The sequence below is a fragment of the Bacteroidota bacterium genome (assembly GCA_008933805.1).
GTDB lineage: Bacteria > Bacteroidota > Bacteroidia > UBA8524 > UBA8524 > SB11.
In genome coordinates this window covers 77,622-98,816 of record WBUH01000007.1, presented here as the reverse complement: position 1 = coordinate 98,816, position 21,195 = coordinate 77,622, and the positions used below count along the sequence as shown (strand labels likewise).

Sequence of the window (21,195 nt, the reverse complement as noted above, 5' to 3'; positions counted from 1 at the left end):
TCTAATAAGTCTTATAGTTGGAATTAATCTTTGAATAGCTGCAATACTTCCGGATTATTTTTTAAATGTAAGTTTTATATAAATACATGTAAATGAATGGTTTGTTTTTTTTCATGGAGTTAATTTCAGAAAAGATGTACGTTCGTCGAAAAAAATTTTTTCAAAAACAACATTTTGTTTTAATTCGAATCATTAATCTAAGAAACCAACTTTAATGTTTCTGTCAATTCGAAAAATAGTAAGTGTAAACGTTACATGCATGGAAAAGTGTCTTGTCGCTTTTCTTGTAATTGTTACAACTTTTTCAACCAAATCGTTTTGCCAGTTAGTTGAGTTAGATTCATCACGCCTTTTTCATAGAGATACTTTATTAAATAATAATAAAGAAAAGATTAATTTTTTGGGCATTAATAGCAGTCGTATTAATCAGTTAAAAGATACGATGCCTAAAAAGAATATTGAACTACATGGTACGATTCTTATAGAAGGGCAATATGCAACAAGGTCATACGACTATCAACAAATACCTCAAAGTTATCTTAGAACCACTATCAAACCCCAACTTTTGTTGTGGGGTATACCATTCTCTTCAAATATTAACTTAAGCACTGAGCAGCTTAAGGTAAATTATAATCTCAATCGTATAAATTTTTCTCTCGATATAAATCAGCTAAACAGTATTTTGTTGCAAAGGCTAAAACATAAAGCGACTGATAGTTTACTACAGAACAAGTTTGACAAGCAACGGTGGGAAGATTCTCTCAATAGTTTAGGAAAAGTTGAAGAAGCATTATTAATGGCTCAGAAAATAGCTGAAAGTAAGAAAAATGAGCTTGAGGCAATGAAGGGTCAGTTTCCTGAAGTTACAGATAGCTTAAAGAGCTCAGACATGAGGTATCGTTTGGCATATAAGGATTATACTGTGAAACAGGAAGAATATAAGATAGCATTAGCAGTTTTAGATAGCTTGCAGGCACAGAAGAAGGAATACGAAAGGCTTAAGAAAACATATGATAAGCTTAAAAATGCAGGAACTTTTGACTCGGATAAAATTGCAGGGTATTCTTCATTACCTGATAAATACAAAACCCATCCGGGGCTCACAAAAGCTGAAAAAATCTTATTAAGTATACGAAGTTTTAATATTGGAACTATTAATCCGTCTTCTTCTCAGTCGTATCTTCAAGGGACTTCAGTTAACGGCATTTCAATTGAAAATAGCTTCAGGAACGTATATACATCTCTACAAGCAGGCCTTTTGCAACAAAACATATCTTTCGGCGAGTTACGCCAAAATACCACCCCAAGAAAATTTCTTTATGCAGTAAAAGGAGGGTGGGGAATGCCTGAAGACGCTCATTTTCATGTCGGATATACTCGATCGAGTACACTCATGAAAAACAAAAACACAGTCGAAAAGGAAGGAGATCTTATTTTGGCTAAAGACATAAGTGTTACTTCTTTGGACGGGAAATTGCCAATTAACAAAAGCCTTTCTCTTTATGGTAATTGGGCTATAGCGGATGTTAAAGATTATGGTATTGAAACCATAAATGAAGGCGAAAGTATCGCATTACCCGGAAGATTTAATAGCGTTAACAATATACTATATCAGCCTAATAGTTATTATTTGGCTGGAGTTAATGGCGACTTCAAACAAACAAAAACCAAAATAACAGCACAGATTACTCGCGTTGGGGCTTCTTTTTACAGTCCGCTAAATCCATATTTTAGAAATGATTTGCTAAAAAAAGAGGTAAAAGCGACTCAGAAGCTTTACAAGGATTATGTGTCAACATCATTCTCATATAGCTCAAGTGTAGACAATTTATTAAATCAAAAGAGAACCACCTCTAATCTAGATAACTACAAAGCTACAATTAGCCTGAGACTAAAAAAATTACCTTCATTAACTGCTTCCTATGCAATCATTAATCAAAGCATTAGTAGCTCTGAAAATACTCAATTTGCTTATTTAAATAGAACGAAGGTTATCACTATTACGTCGGTATATAGTCGCAGGGTAAAGACAAACGTAATCACTGGTGCGTTGAGTTATACCCATCAGAATACTACAAACAAAAATATTCTAGGATTAAATCGTTACTACAATAATCTTTTAGGAAACGTTAGCTTATCGGATAAAAAAGGGAACACACTATCTTACACATCTTCTTTAAGTCTTTTAAATAATACTCCCAAGAATAGCCGTGTTTTTAACAATCAGGCTGAAGCATCTTATGTGCATCCAAAAAACAGCTCTTATATAAGTTCGGGGGGGATTTATTATACAATGGACAATTTGTTGGGAGACAACGGGGGACTTTTTATTAGACAGAATATGTTATTTAATACTAAAACAGCTATCATATTATTACTAAAGCAAAATTTTTATAAGGGTAATTATCAAAATAGCACTATCAAACATCAAACGATTGTAAATATTCAACTGATACAACAATGGTAAAACTATTATATAAGGCAGTATTTCTTTTTTTAATCCTAACACCAGAAGGAGTTAAGAGCCAGGTGTTGATTAACCAAATGCCCATCAATCCTGTGCTGTTTACATCCCAAAGTTTTTGGGACATTAGCATAGTAAATAATGGAGCCCAACTAACAATTTATTTGAAAGGGGAGTTAAACGATGAAAATGGTAAACGAATATCGGATGCGGTTTCTTCAGATGTTGTTTTAGGTAATGGAGTAACAAATATTCGTAATAACAATGTTACAACCATAGCACTCAATTTTAATCAGGGACATCCTAATGCTGCTACTATAGAACAGTTTAAAAATTTGCCATATGGTGATTATACGCTTTGCATTTATGCATACGATAAGGAAACTGGTGAAATGGTTGCAGAAAGCTGTTTAGAACATACCTCACAACCGGTTTCACCACCTATCCTAATAACTCCTGATTACTGTAGCGAAGTGTACACAAAGTATCCTTATTTCTCTTGGCTAGCTCCTATGCCTGAGATTAAAGGACAGCAAGTATACTATAGTTTTAAGTTAACTGAGGTTCTTGCAGGGCAAAGTAATGAGGATGCAATACAACGCAATTTAGCCATTGTTTTTGAAGATAATTTAACGTCCACGTCGTTTCAATACCCATCAACTGCTTTACCGTTAGATAGTAATAAAACCTACGCATGGCAAGTGCAAGCTAAAGTGAAAAAGTATAAGGATAATGAAACGCAACCCAACAACAACTCGTTCAGGCATGTTGGCATTTCGGAAGCATGGTGTTTAAATTATAAAACTCCTGAATTGCCTCCTATAATTGTGAATAAGAATACAATCACTTATGCAGTACCTAAGCTTTATGAAGATGCTGAAGTTACTGTTACAAACATTCTTTACTTATCCTTCATTGAAAATTATACAGCAGGCTTGATGAATTATGTGATATATGATAGTGAAGGGCAAGTTGTAGAGTTAAATATGCCATTAAAGATTGAAAAAGGGGACAATAGGTATGATATCAACCTGAAACAAACTGAATTATTTAAGCATAATGCCATGTATAAAATGGAAATTAAAGGAAATGATAAAGAGGTCTATTTCTTGAAATTCAGGTACATTGAACAATAATTATCATGCTTTTAACTAACTGAAATTGAAACTTGTGTTGGAAAAATCTATAATTCTTTTATTCCTAATCACTGGACTGGCTTCAATGTCATGCAACCGTATTAGTGTTGTTGACGGAGCTAACTATATTAAGTATATTGATAATCCAGATAATGGACTTATACAAGAGTATGTTGATAAAGAAAAAAGCTTAAAGCTGGTTTCTCAATATAAAACCCCTGAGTATTTGGCTATCAAAGAAGTTGGACCCACAAACTTTGATTCTGATAGCGTATTAAATTTATCAAAAGAGTTTACTGGCGGATACCACTTTAGTTTTAATATTTTATCTACAGAATCCGGATATGATGTAATTAAAGGAAAGTTATCACCCAAAGAATATTTGAGTCGAATTACACACATGAGCGGTGAAATTAAAAACGATTTTAAACTACTTATAGGTTCAGACACTATTCCCTGCTCAATATGTCACTTTGAACGTACTTATAACATTAGTCCTGATAACATACTTATGCTGGTTTTTCCATTTGAAAAAACCACAGATGAAGACTTACAGTTACTTTACGATGATAAATTATTCGGCATTGGAAAAGTATCTCTTACGTTTAAAAATAAAAATATCAAAAACACGCCAAAACTACTATAACCGAAATGAAACAACGGAAGATAAAAATCATTGCAGCTTTTTTTATTACTTTAATAGGATGGGACATTAGCTTTCCTATTGCGGCTATAGCGCTTACAGGAGGACCCAGTCAGCCTGAAGTACAGAGTTTTGAGCCGGTAGGTACCACTGAAATGGTGGACGTGTTTTCTGGGGATTTTGTGTACAACATTCCATTGCTGGACGTTGAAGGGTTTCCAATAAACATATCCTACCATTCGGGTGTAGGAATGGATGATGAGGCAAGTTGGGTAGGATTAGGCTGGAATATTAACCCCGGTGTTGTAAACCGAAACATGAGAGGTGTTCCTGATGACTTTAATGGGAACCCTGTTACAAGTACGACTAATATTAAGAACAACGAAACTTGGGGGGTGACTCTGCAACCTACCTTTGAGATTTTTGGTAAACGAAATAAATTTTTTAATAACAAAGAAGGGGATACGAGTAATAAAATGGGGAATTACCCGCCTGGTGCTGATTCTACAGGTATAAAACTAGAAGTTCCCACACTTAATGTTTCTTTGGGTGTTACTTATAATAATTATCGCGGTTTAGGTTACGAGTTTTCCTTAAACCCTAAACTATCATTATATAAGAGGGAAAGTAATAGTCAACTTGGCGGCTTGGGAATGAATCTTTCTGCAAGCTCTTATTATGGTGCTGATATTGATGCAAATCTGTCTTATTCACATCGAATAAAGAGGGAAAAAAAAGATAAAGGCGGATTAAGTTTTGGGGCAGGAACCGGAATTAATTCTCGGCAGGGAATGAGGGATGTTTCGTTTAATTATGGGTTTATTGAAAAACAAAAAGCAAATAGGCAATCAAAGCTTTGGGGAAGGAGCTCTAGTATCTCTTTAAACCCTATTTCATACACTCCAGAAATCCAGAATGAGATGAAAAACATCTCTTTAAACCTGTCTGTAACACTAGGCCCCGAAGTTGTTGGCTGGTGGGGTAAACTTGGTATAACAGGCAATTATTCAAACCAAGCTTTAAAGCATAATAGTCGTACTTTATATAGTTACGGTTATATGTTTTCGCATGATGGTGTAAATAACCCATCTAACAACACAATGTTCGATTTGAATCGCGAAAATGATGGAGGGTTTACAAAAGATAGACCTTTGCTACCAATGCCTGTTTTCACTTATGATATGTTTAACGTATCAGGTGAAGGTACGGGTGGTATGTTTAGACCCTATAGAAGTGATGCGGGTGTAATGTTTGACGCGTTTACTAGAAGTAATACTGTTGGTTTAGGTTTAGCGGGAGAGTTTGGTATGGGTAATGCAGTGCACGGGGGTATAGACTTAAGTGCTAACTACGGGTACCAAAAAAGTGGTGCTTGGAAAGCTGATAAAGATAAAAACTTTGATATCATCAACAATCTTTCCTTCCAAAAGCCGACCCCTAATAGTTCTTTTGAGCCCTATTACTTTCGCAGCACAGGTGAAAAAACAGTGGCTAATAATGATATATATGCTACCATGGGCTATGACGAACCTGTACGAGCAGAACTTGATGGTAAACGATTAAAGTCAAATCTTATTAGCAAATCGGGTAACCACAATGTTCATGGATCTGTAAAATATAATGACCGTCAACGCCGTAATATGCTTGTAGCGTCACTAAGTAATTATGAGGCGGCACAGCTTGCATTGGATAAGGACATAAAGTTATATGAAAGAAACTCATTTTCTCTGATGACAGATCGCCAAATGGTTTATGATTCTACTATTGAGCGATATACGAATGACGATTATGATCATCAACTTTCGGAGCTAACTGTTACAAACCCTGATGGAAGAAGATATGTTTATGGAGTGCCTGCGTACAATTATACGCAACAGGATGTTGTTTTTAGGGTTATAGATTCCCAAAGTCCTTCAATAACTCAAGATAGATCAATAGGCTTAGTAAACTACAGCAGTGATGATAATTCATTAAGCAACTCAAAAGGCGAAGATAATTTTTATAACAAGACTGAAATTCCCGGGTATGCACATTCATTTTTGCTATCATCAGTACTATCAACCGATTACGTTGATGTTACAGGTAATGGGGTTTCTGATGATGATATCGGTACAGCTATAAAATTTAATTATACTAGGGCCTATAAAAATTATAAGTGGAGAACCCCTTACGGAAGGTCTCAAAACCAGGGAAATTATGATGAGGGCTTAAAATCTGATAAGTATGATGATAAAGCCAGTTACATCTACGGTGAAAAAGAAATATGGTATGTACACTCTATCGAAAGTAAAAATTATGTAGCCTGTTTTTACACTTCACCTCGGAGCGATGCTAATCAGGTAGCGGGTGAGAACGGGGGGCTGGATTCAACTGCCTCGTTTTATAAACTAGATAGTATCAGGTTATTCACCAAGGAAGAATTAATTGTAAATGGTGCAAATGCTACACCACTAAAAACAGTGCATTTTGAGTATGATTATTCATTGTGCCCTAATGCAGAAAATAATAAACTATTCGTTTCTTCAAATGCAGGTGTGCAGCCAAATACAGGGAAACTAACCTTAAAAAAGATTTATTTTACTTATGGTAAATCTCGCAAAGGCCGAACAAATTCATACCAGTTTACATACGATAGCCATAACCCAAAGTACAATTTAAGGGGCTATGACCGCTGGGGTAACTTTAAACCCAATGCGTCAAAAAGTGAATGTGATGATTTATCAAATTCCAATACTCGATTGTCTAATGCAGACGATCCGTATGTACTGCAAAATAAAGATTCAGCTGATTTGTATGCGTCAGCATGGAGTTTAACCCAAATAAAGCTTCCATCGGGCGGAACCATTAATGTGAATTATGAGGCTGATGATTATGCATACATACAAGATAAACAAGCCGGCCAGATGTTTAAGGTTTCGGGTATTAACAATTCTACAACCTTTTCAGCAAGTGGTAATAGTCTTTTTATAGGGGAGCAAAATTATTTGTATCTATTTTTTGACTTAGCTGAACCGTTTAGTGACACAGCAGAGTATACAAAGAAAATCAACGACTACTTTGCCGGAATAGATAAGATGTATTTTAAATTTTTGGTTGATTTAACAAGTAAAGGGGATTATGATTTTGTTTCTGGATATGCGGATAAAAGTGAGGTAGGTTTTTCGTCTAAAAACCCATCCAGTGGAATTTATGATGTAGGCTATGTAAAACTGAAAGGGGTATCGCTGAAAGACCGAAGAGGACCATTAATTAACCCTATTACCAAGGCCTCGTGGAATTTCATGCGAATGAACGCTCCCAAAAAGCTGGCTAAAATTTTCAGTAATTTCGAAATGGCTCCGGGTGATACTAAAGGGGCATTTAAATCTCTTGCAGGTTCTTTTGTTGAGATGGCAAATATGTACAGAGGTTTTGGACGAACTATGAGGGCTAAGGGCGCTGGTCAAAAATTCGTCTTGAATAAAAGTATAATACGCCTAAATAACCCGTCTAAACAAAAATTTGGAGGTGGGGTTAGGGTAAAACAACTTACATTAAGTGATGCGTGGGATGAAATGGTTAGTGGACAGGAGGCATCTTCTTACGGTCAAAAATATCTTTATACCAAAGAAGAAAAACAAGCAGATGGTACTTACAGAACTATTAGTAGCGGTGTAGCAACATGGGAGCCCGGAATTGGCGGTGATGAGAATTCTCACAAGCAACCGGTTTCATACGCCAGTAGTAACACCTTGGCTCCTGATGATCAATACATGATTGAGAAGCCAATAGGAGAGTCCTTTTTCCCTGCGCCATCAGTAGGTTATTCAATGGTTACCACGGTTAATATAAAACCTACTGAAAATATTAAACGTACAGCAACCGGCAAGGTTGTCAATGAGTTTTTCACGGCATATGATTTCCCTGTTATTGTTAAACATACTGATGTCGGTAAGCGGCCTAAGAATCCCAAATTGGAGAATATGCTATGGAGCATCTTAAAGGTGTATGTTAAAGATAGAATGTATGTAACACAAGGCTATTCTATTGAGTTGAATGATATGCATGGTAAGCCCAAGGCGCAATGGGTTTATGAGGAAGATAATAAGGTGCCGATATCAGGAGTAAAGTATGAATATCAATACACCAAAAATGAGTTTGGAACTAACAAGCTTGTTAGTAACGTTGACGTTGTGAATCCCGATGGGTCAATCAGTAATGCTGAAATTGGCCGTGAAATTGATTACATGACCGATACCCGTAATTTCTACAGTTTTCATGCAGGGGGCACGCTAGAGGTTAATTTTGATGGAGGTCTTGCCGGCTTTTTCCCAGTATTGGCTAGTAGTTTATTTGGTAGTATTACCATGCAAGAGCTTGAATTTGCTTCAGCAGTAAACACAAAAGTTATTACCCGTTATGGAATCTTGAAGTCGACAGAGGTATTTGAAAACGGAGCATCAGTAAAAACCCATAATGTATTATTTGATTCTGAAACAGGGGATGTGCTGCTTGCCAAAACTACCAATGAGTTTAATGATACTATATATACGTTTAATTACCCTGCGCACTTTGCTTATGAAGGTATGGGGCAAGCGTATAAAAACATAGGATATTGGTTTAAGGACATTAAATTCTATAATGGTGAGTTGAAAAACCTTTCAAACTACACCAGTTATTTTGTGCCTGGGGATGAGTTGTATGTAGAAATGGAGAAATATAATTCTACTACTTCTAAGCTTGAATCAATAACGATTTTAGATGAGAAAGCATGGGCAGTAACATCGCCTCACGATCCAAATGATTTAATTTTTCTAACGCGGGCTGGAAACGCTTATGAAACAAGGCATAAAGAAGATGGAAAGACCTTTAAGTACAACATAAAAATTATTCGTTCGGGACGGCGAAATATGCAAAGTGCGTCCATTGGAACAGTTGTTTCTTTGGCTAACCCCGTTAGCAATGGATATTTAGCATTTGATTCTGTAATTAATGCCGGTGCAGTTGAGTTTTCCGACTATTGGGCAACGAAATATGTAGATTTGGGTTTCTCTTGCCCAGATTCATGTGTAATTGGCTTAATAGACTCTTTATTTTCTCCAAACATAGCTCCAAACTTGCGGACATTACCCATGGGAGGAGAAATTGAGTTACTTAATAATCCTTACCGCGAAAACTTCTGGTGTGCAGCAGATATGTACGATTGTTATAAATGCTGGCCTTTTTATCGTAGTAAACATAAAATTAAAAAAACAGCGTCAGGGGGACCGGGTTTTTCATCTATTACATTACCCGGTGGAGTTTTCGGAATTGAGGATATTAGGTATGCATCCATCACCCCTATAGGAAATAGAGGTCCTGTAATGCCTGAGGATGATTTAATAACTGAAAGAATGGCTCCAATGCCCCCTTCGCGAAGTGAAAACATCACAAGTAGTGATTTTAACTTTTCAGATTGCGATTCAGTGATAAAATATACCATGGCAGACTCATTGGGAGATACCTGTTATTTTGAAATTTGCCTCCAATGTGTTGACGAAGCATTTAATACAGCCACTAAAATTCACAAAGGAAGTAGCTATCCGTTGGCCGTTAGTACAACATGGCCCGGTACAATAGCAACTCCTGCTTGTGAAGGCAAAAAAACGCGGGCATTAATGCGTATGCATTGTACTAGTGATACAGAGTATGGTTGTGGTAAATCGTTAGACTTAAATCCGATTAACCCCTATGTATTAGGTATTAAAGGCAACTGGCGCGCGAAACGAAACTGGTTGTTTTATGAGAAACGTAATCAAGCATCAACTACTAACATTCGTAAGGATGGAACGTATAAAAACTATGTTGATTTTTGGAAACGTCCGGTGTTAACAAATACCTATTGGGATACTGGAACCTCAATTAACAAAAACTGGACATGGAATACAACTGTTACCAAGTTTAATCGTACCGGCAATGAAATTGAAAATGTAGATGCATTAAACATATATTCTAGTGCCTTGTTTGGCTATGGTAACTCAATTGTTAAAGCGGTGGGTTCAAATACCAGGCATAGACAATTAGCTTATGATGGTTTTGAAGATTACTCCACTCTTTCGCCTGATGAAGATCACTTTAGTTATTATCAGTTTAAAGAAAATTTGACAACCGTAACTGCCCATACAGGCGCACACTCTATACGGGTATCACCAAACCAGTCGGTGTATGTAACCAAGGGCATCTTATATCATGAGGAAATAACCGGTTGTCAGCCGGATACTTCAGACAACCATTACATAATAAAACCAAGTGAAATTTTGGAAGAGTTTTCCCCCGATACCGGCTACTACCATATTTCATGTTGGGTGAAAGATAGCACAGAGTATAATGGGTTACCACAATTAGAGGATAGCATTTTTGTTTCTACAAGCGTTAGCTCGGGTGCAGGTACTTTTTACTCTTTCTCTCCTTCAGGTCCTGTAATTGATGGGTGGCAAAGGTATGAGGGGAAATTCTATGTGCCACAAAATGCTGTATGTATTAATGTAATGTTGCAAGCAGGTACAAAAACTGCCTACTTTGATGATTTACGTATCCATCCATGGAATGCTAATATGAAAAGCTTTGTCTATCATCCTAGAACGTTAAGGTTGGTTGCAACACTTGATGAAAATAACTATGCAACCTTTTATGAGTATGATGACGAGGGTAGGCTGGTTCGTATAAAGCGTGAAACTGAGAGGGGTATAGTGACTTTACAAGAGTCTCGTACAGGATTAAAAATTAATGAGTGATAGGAATTTGAATCGGGTATTGGTAATAGTTATTATAAATGATGATTAATTAAATGAAAAAAAGTATAACCGTTATTCTGTTTTTAAATGCTTTATTTTTTAGCACGTTGTTAAAAAGTCAAGACGTAAAAAGTGCTTTTAAAAAAGTAAACGAAACACTTGCCAAGTATAATAAGATTAGCTATAACATTACTTATAACTACTACCAAGACTCAAAGGCCAAAAAACCATACGAAACTCTTAGTGGGGTATATAAAAAGGATGGTAACAGAATGTATCAAAGAATAGACACCCGCGAATTTATGGTGACTGATAAGTACAGGCTTATTCTTGATAATGACACAAAACATTTTGTTATTGAAAATAAGCCGAAACTTATTAAACAAGAGCAGTTTATGGTTGAAATGGATTCTGTATTGGCTTTGTGTAAAACCATTACCAGCAAAAAAAGTGGAGCACTTGATGTTTACACGCTCACTTTTGACACTGATGAATTGAATTACACATATAATCAGTTAGATATTACCATAGACCCGGCTAAAAATTTTATCACAAAGATTGTGTTTCATCTTATTGAGACAGATGATAATGGTGAAATAACCAATCAACCACGCTTGGAAATAGTAGTTTCGGGCTATAATACATCTCCTGTTTTTCCTGAAAACTTTTTTTCAGAAACCAATTATGTGAAGATTGATACAGAAGGAAATGTTAGCCTAATTAAAAAATATAGTACATACACTCTTTTAAATAACAAGGTATCCATCCAATAAAGCATTGTTTATGAAATCTATAAAAACTGTTATTCTAATTGCGTTTCTATTAGGGTTTTCAGCGGTCAAAGGAGGAGTTGATCCGATTTTGAGTGGTAAACGCCAAGGTAGCAATATTGGAGTGGATAGTACTATTACTGTTACTGATGATAAGTTCACTTGCATCAGTTCGGGAACGTGTTCACCCGTTTTTAAAACTCCTGTGCTAAAAAACGCTATTGTGTTAGGAGTTGATCACGATAATAAAAACTGTTATCAAAGCTATACGTTCAGTGTAACGTTGGAATTGACAAAAACACCCCTGTCTAATCCCGGTACGACACAGAAAGATACTATTATTCTTAACCTATCATGGGATGCCGGCGCTGGAAAAGTTGCCCAGGATAAAGATGTTTTTTACACGGATGGGTATATAAAAATTGTATCGAAAGTTCTAAACTATACTTCATCATTAGCAGGTAATGCAGTTCCTGCAAACTTATTTATTGAAAATATTCTTAAAAAAGAACGGTATTATGCGCTAAACTATGCAGGGACAACATCTATCAGTTCAATAACAACGGGTCAAAATGATGAATTGACTGTAAACTGGACGAGTGTTAATGGTGCAGAAGAGTATGATTTAGAGTGGCTGTACCTTGATGATTTCGGTGATTTTAACGGGTCATCAGTTAGTTATAAATCAGCAGCCACAATACCGGTAAGTTTTTTAAATGATGCTACCAGAGTTACGGTTAAGGGTACATCCTATACATTAAAGAATATTTACCAGCACGGTTACCTTTTGTTTAGGGTTAGATATGTGGGCAAGGATACAGTAACTTATAAACAACGATTGGAAAGTCGTTGGTCTTCACATTCTTTTGGTAGTACTGTGTCGTCTTTTGGAACAAGTAATGTAGATCGTTATGCAATAACGACAAGCCATGAAGATACTCTTAACTGGCAATGGACAAGTTCATTTGCAGAAGAAGGGAAAAGTAAAACAGTGATAAGCTACTTTGATGGAAGCCTTCGCAGTCGTCAGATGGTAACTTATACAAATACTGATCAGTTAACAATTGTTGCCGAAAGTTTTTATGACCATGTTGGACGTAAAGTAGTAGATGCTTTACCTGTACCTACAGGCGATTCAATTATTAAATTCTATCGTAATTTTAATTTAAGCGCCTATACCCAAAAAACGTATAGTTGGCGTGATTTTGATACTACGGCAACAGGTGATAGTTGTAGTAATCATCTCACGGGTATGGATACAACTTCAGGGGCATCTAGGTATTATTCACACAATAACCCTAGTAAAGATCTTTATCAAGCCTACGTACCTGATGCTAAACAATACCCATTTGTGCAGGTAGAGTTTATGCCTGATAATACGGGCAGAGTGAGGAAGCAAAGTGGGGTTGGTTATGATCACCGTATGGGCAGTGGTCACGAAACTCAGTACTTTTATGGTAAACCTACTCAGCAGGAGTTGGATATGCTGTTTGGGGTAGAGGTTGGAGATTTTAATCGCTATAAGAAGAACATGGTTGTCGATCCTAATGGCTCCATTAGTGTTTCTTACCTTAATCCATCAGGTAAAGTCATTGCTACAGCATTAGCAGGTGAAAATCCATCTAATTTGAGTGTTTTGCCTGCTGATACAGCTCGTAAACGTATTGTTGAAAAGCTTGATGAGTCGATTCCTGTAGTAGATAGCATGGATATGTCTATTAGTGTGACACATGATTTAATGTTATCTACAAATGCACAAATAGATTTTGATTACAGGATATTGAAAAATCAGTTAGAGTTAGGATGTACAGGTGCCACCATCTGTTATGATTGTATTTATGACTTAAAATTCAGCATAACCGACCTGTGTGGAAGACTTTTGCACGATACGACTTTTATTGGTATTAAACTTTTGGATACGGTTTGCAGTAACGATTCTTTCATGCATTCTTTTTCACTAGCATTGGATAAGGGTAGTTACAGAGTTTCTAAGCAGCTTTCGGTTAATAAAGCATCGTTTGATTATTATGAAGAAATTTATTTAAGGAATAATCAATGTGCACGAACTGTGGAAGAGCTTTATGATAGTTTGGAGAATGAAATTGACTATTCAGGGTGTGCCAATTCGTGTGATGAGTGCCTAACTAATTTAGGAACGCTTGCGGATTATAAAACAAGTCGGTTTGCTGATCTGGATACCAATGGAATGAATATTGACTCCCTTGTTACTCAGTTTGAAAGCGAGTATGAAGACTATGTGGCTGATTGCAAAGAGCTTTGTGATACGATTTCAACATGTGAAATTGAGTATTATCGCCTTTTACAAGACGTTTCGCCAGGAGGACAATATGCATTGTACAGTAGTGTGAACGATGTTTTTACTGTAACAGATGTCTTGTCGTTTTTGGATTCAACAAGTAATAATGACCTTCCAAATTATGAAGGCATGCAGCGAGATTGGCGAAATGATAGCTTGGTGTATTTTGATAGTAACGGAGATACTGCTTTAGTATGGCACAATAATACATGGATGAAACCAAACGATTTACCGGATAGTATTTTTATACAAAACTGGGATCCGGCTTGGGCTCATACATTGGTTAAAATGCACCCTGAGTATTGTTATTACAAGTGGTGCATACTAAATGAAGCAAGTAATAAATTTGATAATCGTTTATATGATGCAAGCACATATTTCAGGGCAGAAGCAGATAGTCTTTTTGATCCAACTGATGCGGCGTCTTCAACCTATCCTACAGCGATAGATGATCCTTTCTTTAAAACAGGAGGGCTTGGGAACGCATGGAAGACAGCTATGCAAAATACAATTCAGCACTATTTTACCGATAGCAGTACTGATTATTCGATGTGGCAAGCCGCAGCCATTATGGCTTCATGTAAGGACGAGAATACCGTTGCCGGCATATCGGCTTGTTTAACAGCACATCCCTTTGGCAGTGGTGATGCAGATGTTAAAAATGCACAGTGGGAAGTATTTCGTAGTTTGTATCTTTCAGCAAAACAGAAATATAAAGATACTGTAAGAAGTACTTATGCCTATACAAACAGCTGTGCAAACTGTAATATCGGACATAATAATAAACCACTTTATAGTAAATCGTGCAACAGTATTTATACTAACGATAGTTTTAAAATAAAACAAAAGCAATATCCATCATTTACTGAGGTTTTAACAGTGCCTTTAGACTCGGGTACAAAACGTGATATTATTCAAAAAAATAGAAATCACTCGCAAGCTAGTATTAAAAGTGAATGCCAGAGTCAATGTGAGAGCTATGCAAACAACTGGATGATTGCATTGAAGGAATGCTCTGGTTTTGTTAGTGATTCGGCAGCTTTAAGAGATTCATTGATTAATATTTGTAAACTTGGTTGTGATCAGTTCAATCCGTTGGGGTCAAGAAGTGTAGCACCTGAAAACGAGCATTTGGTTATCAACAAGAGCTTTAAAGAGGTATTGGCTGATTTTTTCACTATCAACAAATTGTGTAATGAAGATTTAATCCCTTTCCCTTATGAGTATGGTCACAATTATTCGGGTAGCAATTTTGTGCCATACGATAATTGTTTTGATCAATTAGTTGATGAGGCATTATCAGTTACTTGTTCAGTCTCTTCAGAGATTCAGGAATTTTATTATTTTTTAGCCGATTTAGCATCATCATCGCAATTTAAATCTCCAACGCCTATTAATATTAGTAGCAAAGCGGGTTTCGAATCTTATCTAATGACTTATACCTCGGGCAATATTGATTCATTAAATCAATATTACACCTACATTAGTGGTAATACACTTAAAGCAGTTGTTCGAAGTAGGAATAACGGGGTATGGGATTCTTGTATTATTACTTTCAATACTCCTGCAGGGCATACTTCTTCGTTTTGGGATAGCATTGCAGAGGTTACTGTGCTTCTTAACAATCCTTGTGGCAGTGTTAACGGACTTAGTTTTACAATGAATTTGTATACTAATCTTTATGAAGAGTACACTGTAGAAGGCTACTCAACTTGCTACCCCCTATGTTCTGGAGAAGGCACTGTTGTTAGCAGAGTAAAACAATATTTTGCTCAATACTACTACAAAACGTTTACCGATGAAGAAATAAATAGTTTTATTAAAGTGCATTGCGGAGATACGCAGGCTGTTGCTTTAATACCGCGGGATTTCTCATGTAAGCCGGCTTGCATTACTTGTGATCTTTTGAACGATGCTGATGCTTATTTTTGGCTAGCGTATTCGGGTGTTTATGTAAATTCTGATACGGTGTATAAAGACACAAACTTTATCCAGACGTACACTAATTTCATGAACAAATCACGTGGTTTAAACCACGGATATTTTGAATATGAGGACTTAAAAAATAATTGTGATTCGTTTTTTAATGATACAACTCAGGTTTATTATAACTACAACTCGTATAAGGGAGTTAAGAACGGTTATACTAGTCTTCCATCAGGAAAGCTTGATACATTGTTAACTAAACTTAGTCTATGCGATGACCCATTTGTATACACGCCTGATACGGTAAGTTGTGATAGCGCCTTGCGTCAAATAGCATGGGAACAGGCTCAAGACTTATATCAGGCACAACTGGATACCCTGAAAGGAAATTTCAGAAAGCAGTACTTTAGGAAGTGCATGAATATAAAGGGCTTAGAGAAGTTTACGATGGCCTATGATCTGAAGCAGTATCATTACACGTTGTATTATTACGATCAAGCCGATAATTTAATTAAAACGGTTCCTCCGGCAGGGGTGAGGTTAATTACCCATGCCGATACATTAGCATTGGTAGAAAGTAACAGGGCCAATAAAGTAGCAGCAAATTATTACAACACTCCTCACCATAATCTGGTTACTAATTACAAGTACAATACACTTAATGCCGTTACTGAACAAAATACACCCGATGGCGGAACTACTAAATTTTATTATGACCGTTTGGGACGGATTGCCGTATCTCAAAATGCAAAACAAGCCAGCGCTTCTAATAATGACTTTAGTTACACCAAATACGATGAGTTAGGGCGTATAGTTGAGGTTGGAGAAACCAAGCACACAACGGCTATAACAGATAGCACCAGTCGCAACCCGGCCTTGTTAACAGCTTGGTTGAGCAGTTCTGCGCTGTTTAGGCAGGTTACCAAAACGTATTATGATAATAAGGCAGGAGGTACCGTTGATGCACAGTTTGCTGCCGGACAAGAAAACCTGCGTAATCGTGTGGCTTATATAACTTATGACGAGGATGCTACCGGAAAGTATGATTATGGTAGTTACTACACCTACGATATTCACGGAAACGTAAAAGAGTTGGTACACGACTACACTGAATTACAAGCCTTAGCATACGGGTATTTTAAACTAAAGTATGAGTACGACCTGATAAGTGGGAACGTAAATAAAGTAAGCTATCAAGAAGGGAAGCAGGATCAGTTTTTCCATGAATATGTGTATGATGCCGATAACCGCATCCGACAAGTATTTACGAGCCGCGATAACATTTTAACGGATAACGATGCTAAGTACTATTATTACCAGCACGGACCCTTGGCAAGAACAGAGATAGGGGAGCTAAAAGTGCAAGGTATGGACTATGCCTATACCATACACGGTTGGCTGAAGGGAGTGAACAGCGGGTCGCTGGACAGCAGCAGGGATATTGGGCGAGACGGGTGGTGGAGTGCAACCAACAATAGAAGGTTTATACCGAAAGACGAATTTGGATTTACGCTTGGCTATTATGCAGGTGATTACTACGATATCGGTCAAAAAACTACTTCTCAGCATTTTGAGATAAACGTAAGCGGAGGATTTAATACCGCAAGTCCGAGCTTATACAATGGTAACATACGCCACATGGTAACGGCTATTGCCAAATTTATAGACCCTTCGTCAGGCTCAGGAAGGCCTATGGGTTATGCCTATAAATACGACCACCTGAACCGTATTTCGCGCATGGATGCTTATGACAGTGTAAACATGGGCACTAATAGTTGGAATACTGGTGCAGCAGCGATGAGCCAATACCACAACCGTTTTACTTACGATGCAAATGGTAATATACTTACGCAGGTGCGCAGGGGGGCTGAAAGCGTAAATCTAGCGTTGGATAGTTTGGTGTATAAATATTACCCTAATACGAACCGCTTGAGCCATGTTGAAGATGTGGTGAATGACACTAATTACAACGATGATATAGATGACCAAGACAGCTTGAATTATAAGTATGATGCGATTGGTAATCTTATTTATGACAAGGCGGAAGAGATAGACAGTATACAGTGGAATGTGTACGGTAAGATAAGCCGTATAGTGCGCACTACTACCAGTACCAAGGCTGCCATGCAGTTTACTTACGGCCCTGACGGGAACAGGTTGAGTAAAAAGGTGGTATATCCTAATGATAGTACCAACCGTAGCCATACTGAATATTATGTGCGGGATGCCAGTGGTAATATAATGGCTACTTATGCTACCAGTAACCCGTATTTTGAGCCGATTGATACGGGGTATGACAAGATTGTGGGTAAACTTATTGATAGTGTGGGGCTGGCGTCGTTTGCACAGTTTATACAAACACGGTTTGCCAGTAACGATAGTTTTTACAGGCGACTGGGCGGGTATATACCCGATAGTGCTTTTTTGGATAGTTTTACTACGGGTGAAATACTAAGTTGTGTGGGCGACCAAATGTACCACCAGTTGTTTAGCTGCTGTAATGGTTGCAATAATAATTTGGAGGATGTGATTATTTCAATGTTGGATGGTGCCAATGCCGAAGAAAACAGTCTGGTGCCTTATATAATGGGCTGCAAGCCTGAGGTGTTGCTGGAGTTGATACTGAGTGTGCACGGCAGTGTGTTGCTGGATAATATAGGGAATGATGCACGTATATTGTTGTATGGTTATTTTAGGACGACGGCGGGGTATTTACACGTGAACAGTGCGGTGGGTGATACGACTGACTTTTTGCTGAGTGATGTGCCGCGCAGTGAGCTGATACGTTTTATGACGCACGAGTTGCATACGGGGCTTTACATGGGGTATGACGATTATATGGATGCGCTGACGGACGTTATCCATACGTATGTGTACAACCCTAATGCGGGGGGTATGGAGTATTTGTGGGGTGATCTTACTGCATCTAGCCTTGCAACGCGGTGTAAAATAATTGAATGTTTGGGCAACTGCCCGGGTGCGGGAAGCGAAAGTACTTGCAGTAATTGGGGTTCGGGTTATGTTGAGTATTCTTATGGTAACTATTATTGCAACGGTTCACTACTTCCTGCTTTACGTAATCATATCAAAAATACGCCAGAACTGCTTGCGTTTGTTCACAGCCGTTTGCAGTTGTGTTACGGTGACCGGTATGCGAAGAAATTAGTGAAAACATTGAGCGACCGCACTACCTACAGTACGTTTAAAAACTGCGGCACACGGATTACCGAGTTTGGATATGATAAGTACATGACGGATAGTTTGATTAGCAAATTGGTTACGGATAATCCGCCGCAGCTCATCAGTGTGCTGAATCAATGCGACAGCACTAAGTTGCTTAAAGCTGTTGGTAATTATAACATAAAGGCGTTGGTAAATAAGATTAACGCACACATACCACAGGGCAGCACGTTTATTACCAATACCTGTGCGTATTTCCAACTGACCATACCCCGACCTGTGGGTATGGCCTGCGACGATTACCTTGCGCAAGTAGTGCCGATGGATAGTTTATTGCGACGCATTCGGCTGAATTACGCGTTTTATGTGGATGATATAGGGGCAATGCCTGTGGCTGATTTGACCGAAGTGTTTAGCCGCTATTACAGTGAGTGTGATTTTAAGGATTGCACTTGGCCGAAGTATGCCAATGGTACGCTTGATTTTGACAGTACCCATTTGATTAGTACTACCCGCGATAGGTATTGGCCGTATTTAACCCGTGAATTGTACGATTGTGATAACGACAGTTTTACTCTACACGCGGCATATACACGTCCGTATAGTATCAGTGATTTGTTTACTAAATGGAAGTACCCGTTGGATAGTTTTATGGCGCATGTGCAGGCGTATTGGAACAGCACGGTGCGCAACCGGATAGATGTGGATACGATGAAGCGGGTGCAATACCTGTTTGTAAATGAGTGGCACTTGTATGGGGCATCACGGTTAGGAGTATTGCAATCACAGGGAGATACCGTTAGAGGAGTGGTTAGGAGCTACCAGCACAGGGTAAGTAATGACACTATCGGTGGCAATTATTATGCATTAGATACGTTAAAATACTATAAATTTGGAGTAGATAGTTCCTACAAATTGCACAAAGGATTACGTAAATATGAGGGCACCAACCACTTGGGCAATGTATTGGTAGTGTTTACCGATAAGAGGTTACAGGTGTGCACTAATGATACCATTAATTACTATCGTGCAGATGTGACAAATGCGTATGATTATTATCCGTTTGGTGCGCCGATGAGAACGTGGAATAGTGATACAACGGAGAAGTATCGATTCGGGTTTAACGGTATGGAGAAAGATAATGAGGTGAAAGGTACGGGTAACAGCTATGATTTTGGTGCTCGTATCTATGATAGCAGGCTGGGTAGGTGGATGAGTTTGGATCCTTTGATGAGTAAATATCCTAGCGAGAGTCCTTACGACTTTTGTACAAACTCTCCATTATCTCTAAGAGATGTAGATGGTAATGAGTTTATTGTGTCTATAACAACAGTTTCAGAAACTCCTACTACTGTAAAGAAAAAAGTAACTGTAACATTAAATTTAACTATTATGAATGTTTCAAGTAAAACCTTTACTGATGAAGAATTGAAATCAGGTGCGTCAACTTATACACAAGCATTTAGTAAAAAGGGAGTTGTATATACTGATGAAGCTCCATATGGTAAAGCTACAGTAGAAGTTGATTATGATTTTAAAATTAATATTACTGTTGTTGATAAAGTTGAAGACATTAAAAACAAAGAACATGTCATGTTTATTATTGATGAAATAGACGATAACTCAACCTCTAATCCATTTGGAGATGCCGTAGGTGCAGCAAATACTATTGGAACATACTCTACTGTCGAAGCATCAGCATTAAGTGATGGGACTTACGGTGAGGTATTTAGTCATGAATTAGGACATAATTTAGGGCTGAATCATTCCGAAGGAGGCCTAATGGGCCCAAGTGTTAATAAAAGTACTAAAGTTTCAACTGATGAATTAAATTCAATAATGAAAAGATGGGGTATTACTTATTATTTGGGGCAAACAAAAGACGAAAAGAATAGAAAATATCAAGGTGGTGGTAATGGAGAGGGAGGAAAGGCTTGGGTAAAAAGTGTAGCAAAAAAACTTGATGAGAAAAAACTAAATAACGCCACACCTGTCAAAAAGAAATAA

At 37.5% G+C, this 21,195-nt stretch carries 6 protein-coding genes; all 6 read left to right on the top strand.

Going from position 1 to position 21,195, the window contains the following annotated elements:
- The first annotated feature begins 259 nt into the window (after nucleotides 1-259).
- Genes F9K23_08680 through F9K23_08655 form a run of 6 tightly spaced genes read left to right on the top strand, consistent with a single transcriptional unit; the run spans nucleotide 260 to nucleotide 21,195 of the window.
- Nucleotides 260-2,467: a hypothetical protein gene (locus F9K23_08680; protein ID KAB2916176.1), complete on the top strand. Its 2,208-nt coding sequence runs from the start codon at nucleotides 260-262 to the stop codon at nucleotides 2,465-2,467.
- Entirely contained in the window at nucleotides 2,461-3,600 is a 1,140-nt protein-coding gene (locus F9K23_08675) for a hypothetical protein (protein KAB2916175.1), read from the top strand. The genes F9K23_08680 and F9K23_08675 overlap by 7 nt, the downstream gene beginning before the upstream one ends.
- A gap of 37 nt (nucleotides 3,601-3,637) precedes the next feature.
- On the top strand, nucleotides 3,638-4,246 hold the full coding sequence (locus F9K23_08670; protein ID KAB2916174.1) for a hypothetical protein: 609 nt from the start codon (nucleotides 3,638-3,640) through the stop codon (nucleotides 4,244-4,246).
- A 5-nt stretch (nucleotides 4,247-4,251) separates the two neighbouring features.
- Nucleotides 4,252-10,995, top strand: a complete 6,744-nt coding sequence (locus tag F9K23_08665; protein ID KAB2916173.1) for a hypothetical protein — start codon at nucleotides 4,252-4,254, stop codon at nucleotides 10,993-10,995.
- 53 nt (nucleotides 10,996-11,048) lie between these two features.
- Nucleotides 11,049-11,768 (top strand): hypothetical protein, encoded by a 720-nt coding sequence (locus F9K23_08660; protein KAB2916172.1) that lies wholly within the window; start codon nucleotides 11,049-11,051, stop codon nucleotides 11,766-11,768.
- A gap of 10 nt (nucleotides 11,769-11,778) precedes the next feature.
- Nucleotides 11,779-21,195, top strand: a complete 9,417-nt coding sequence (locus tag F9K23_08655; protein KAB2916171.1) for a hypothetical protein — start codon at nucleotides 11,779-11,781, stop codon at nucleotides 21,193-21,195.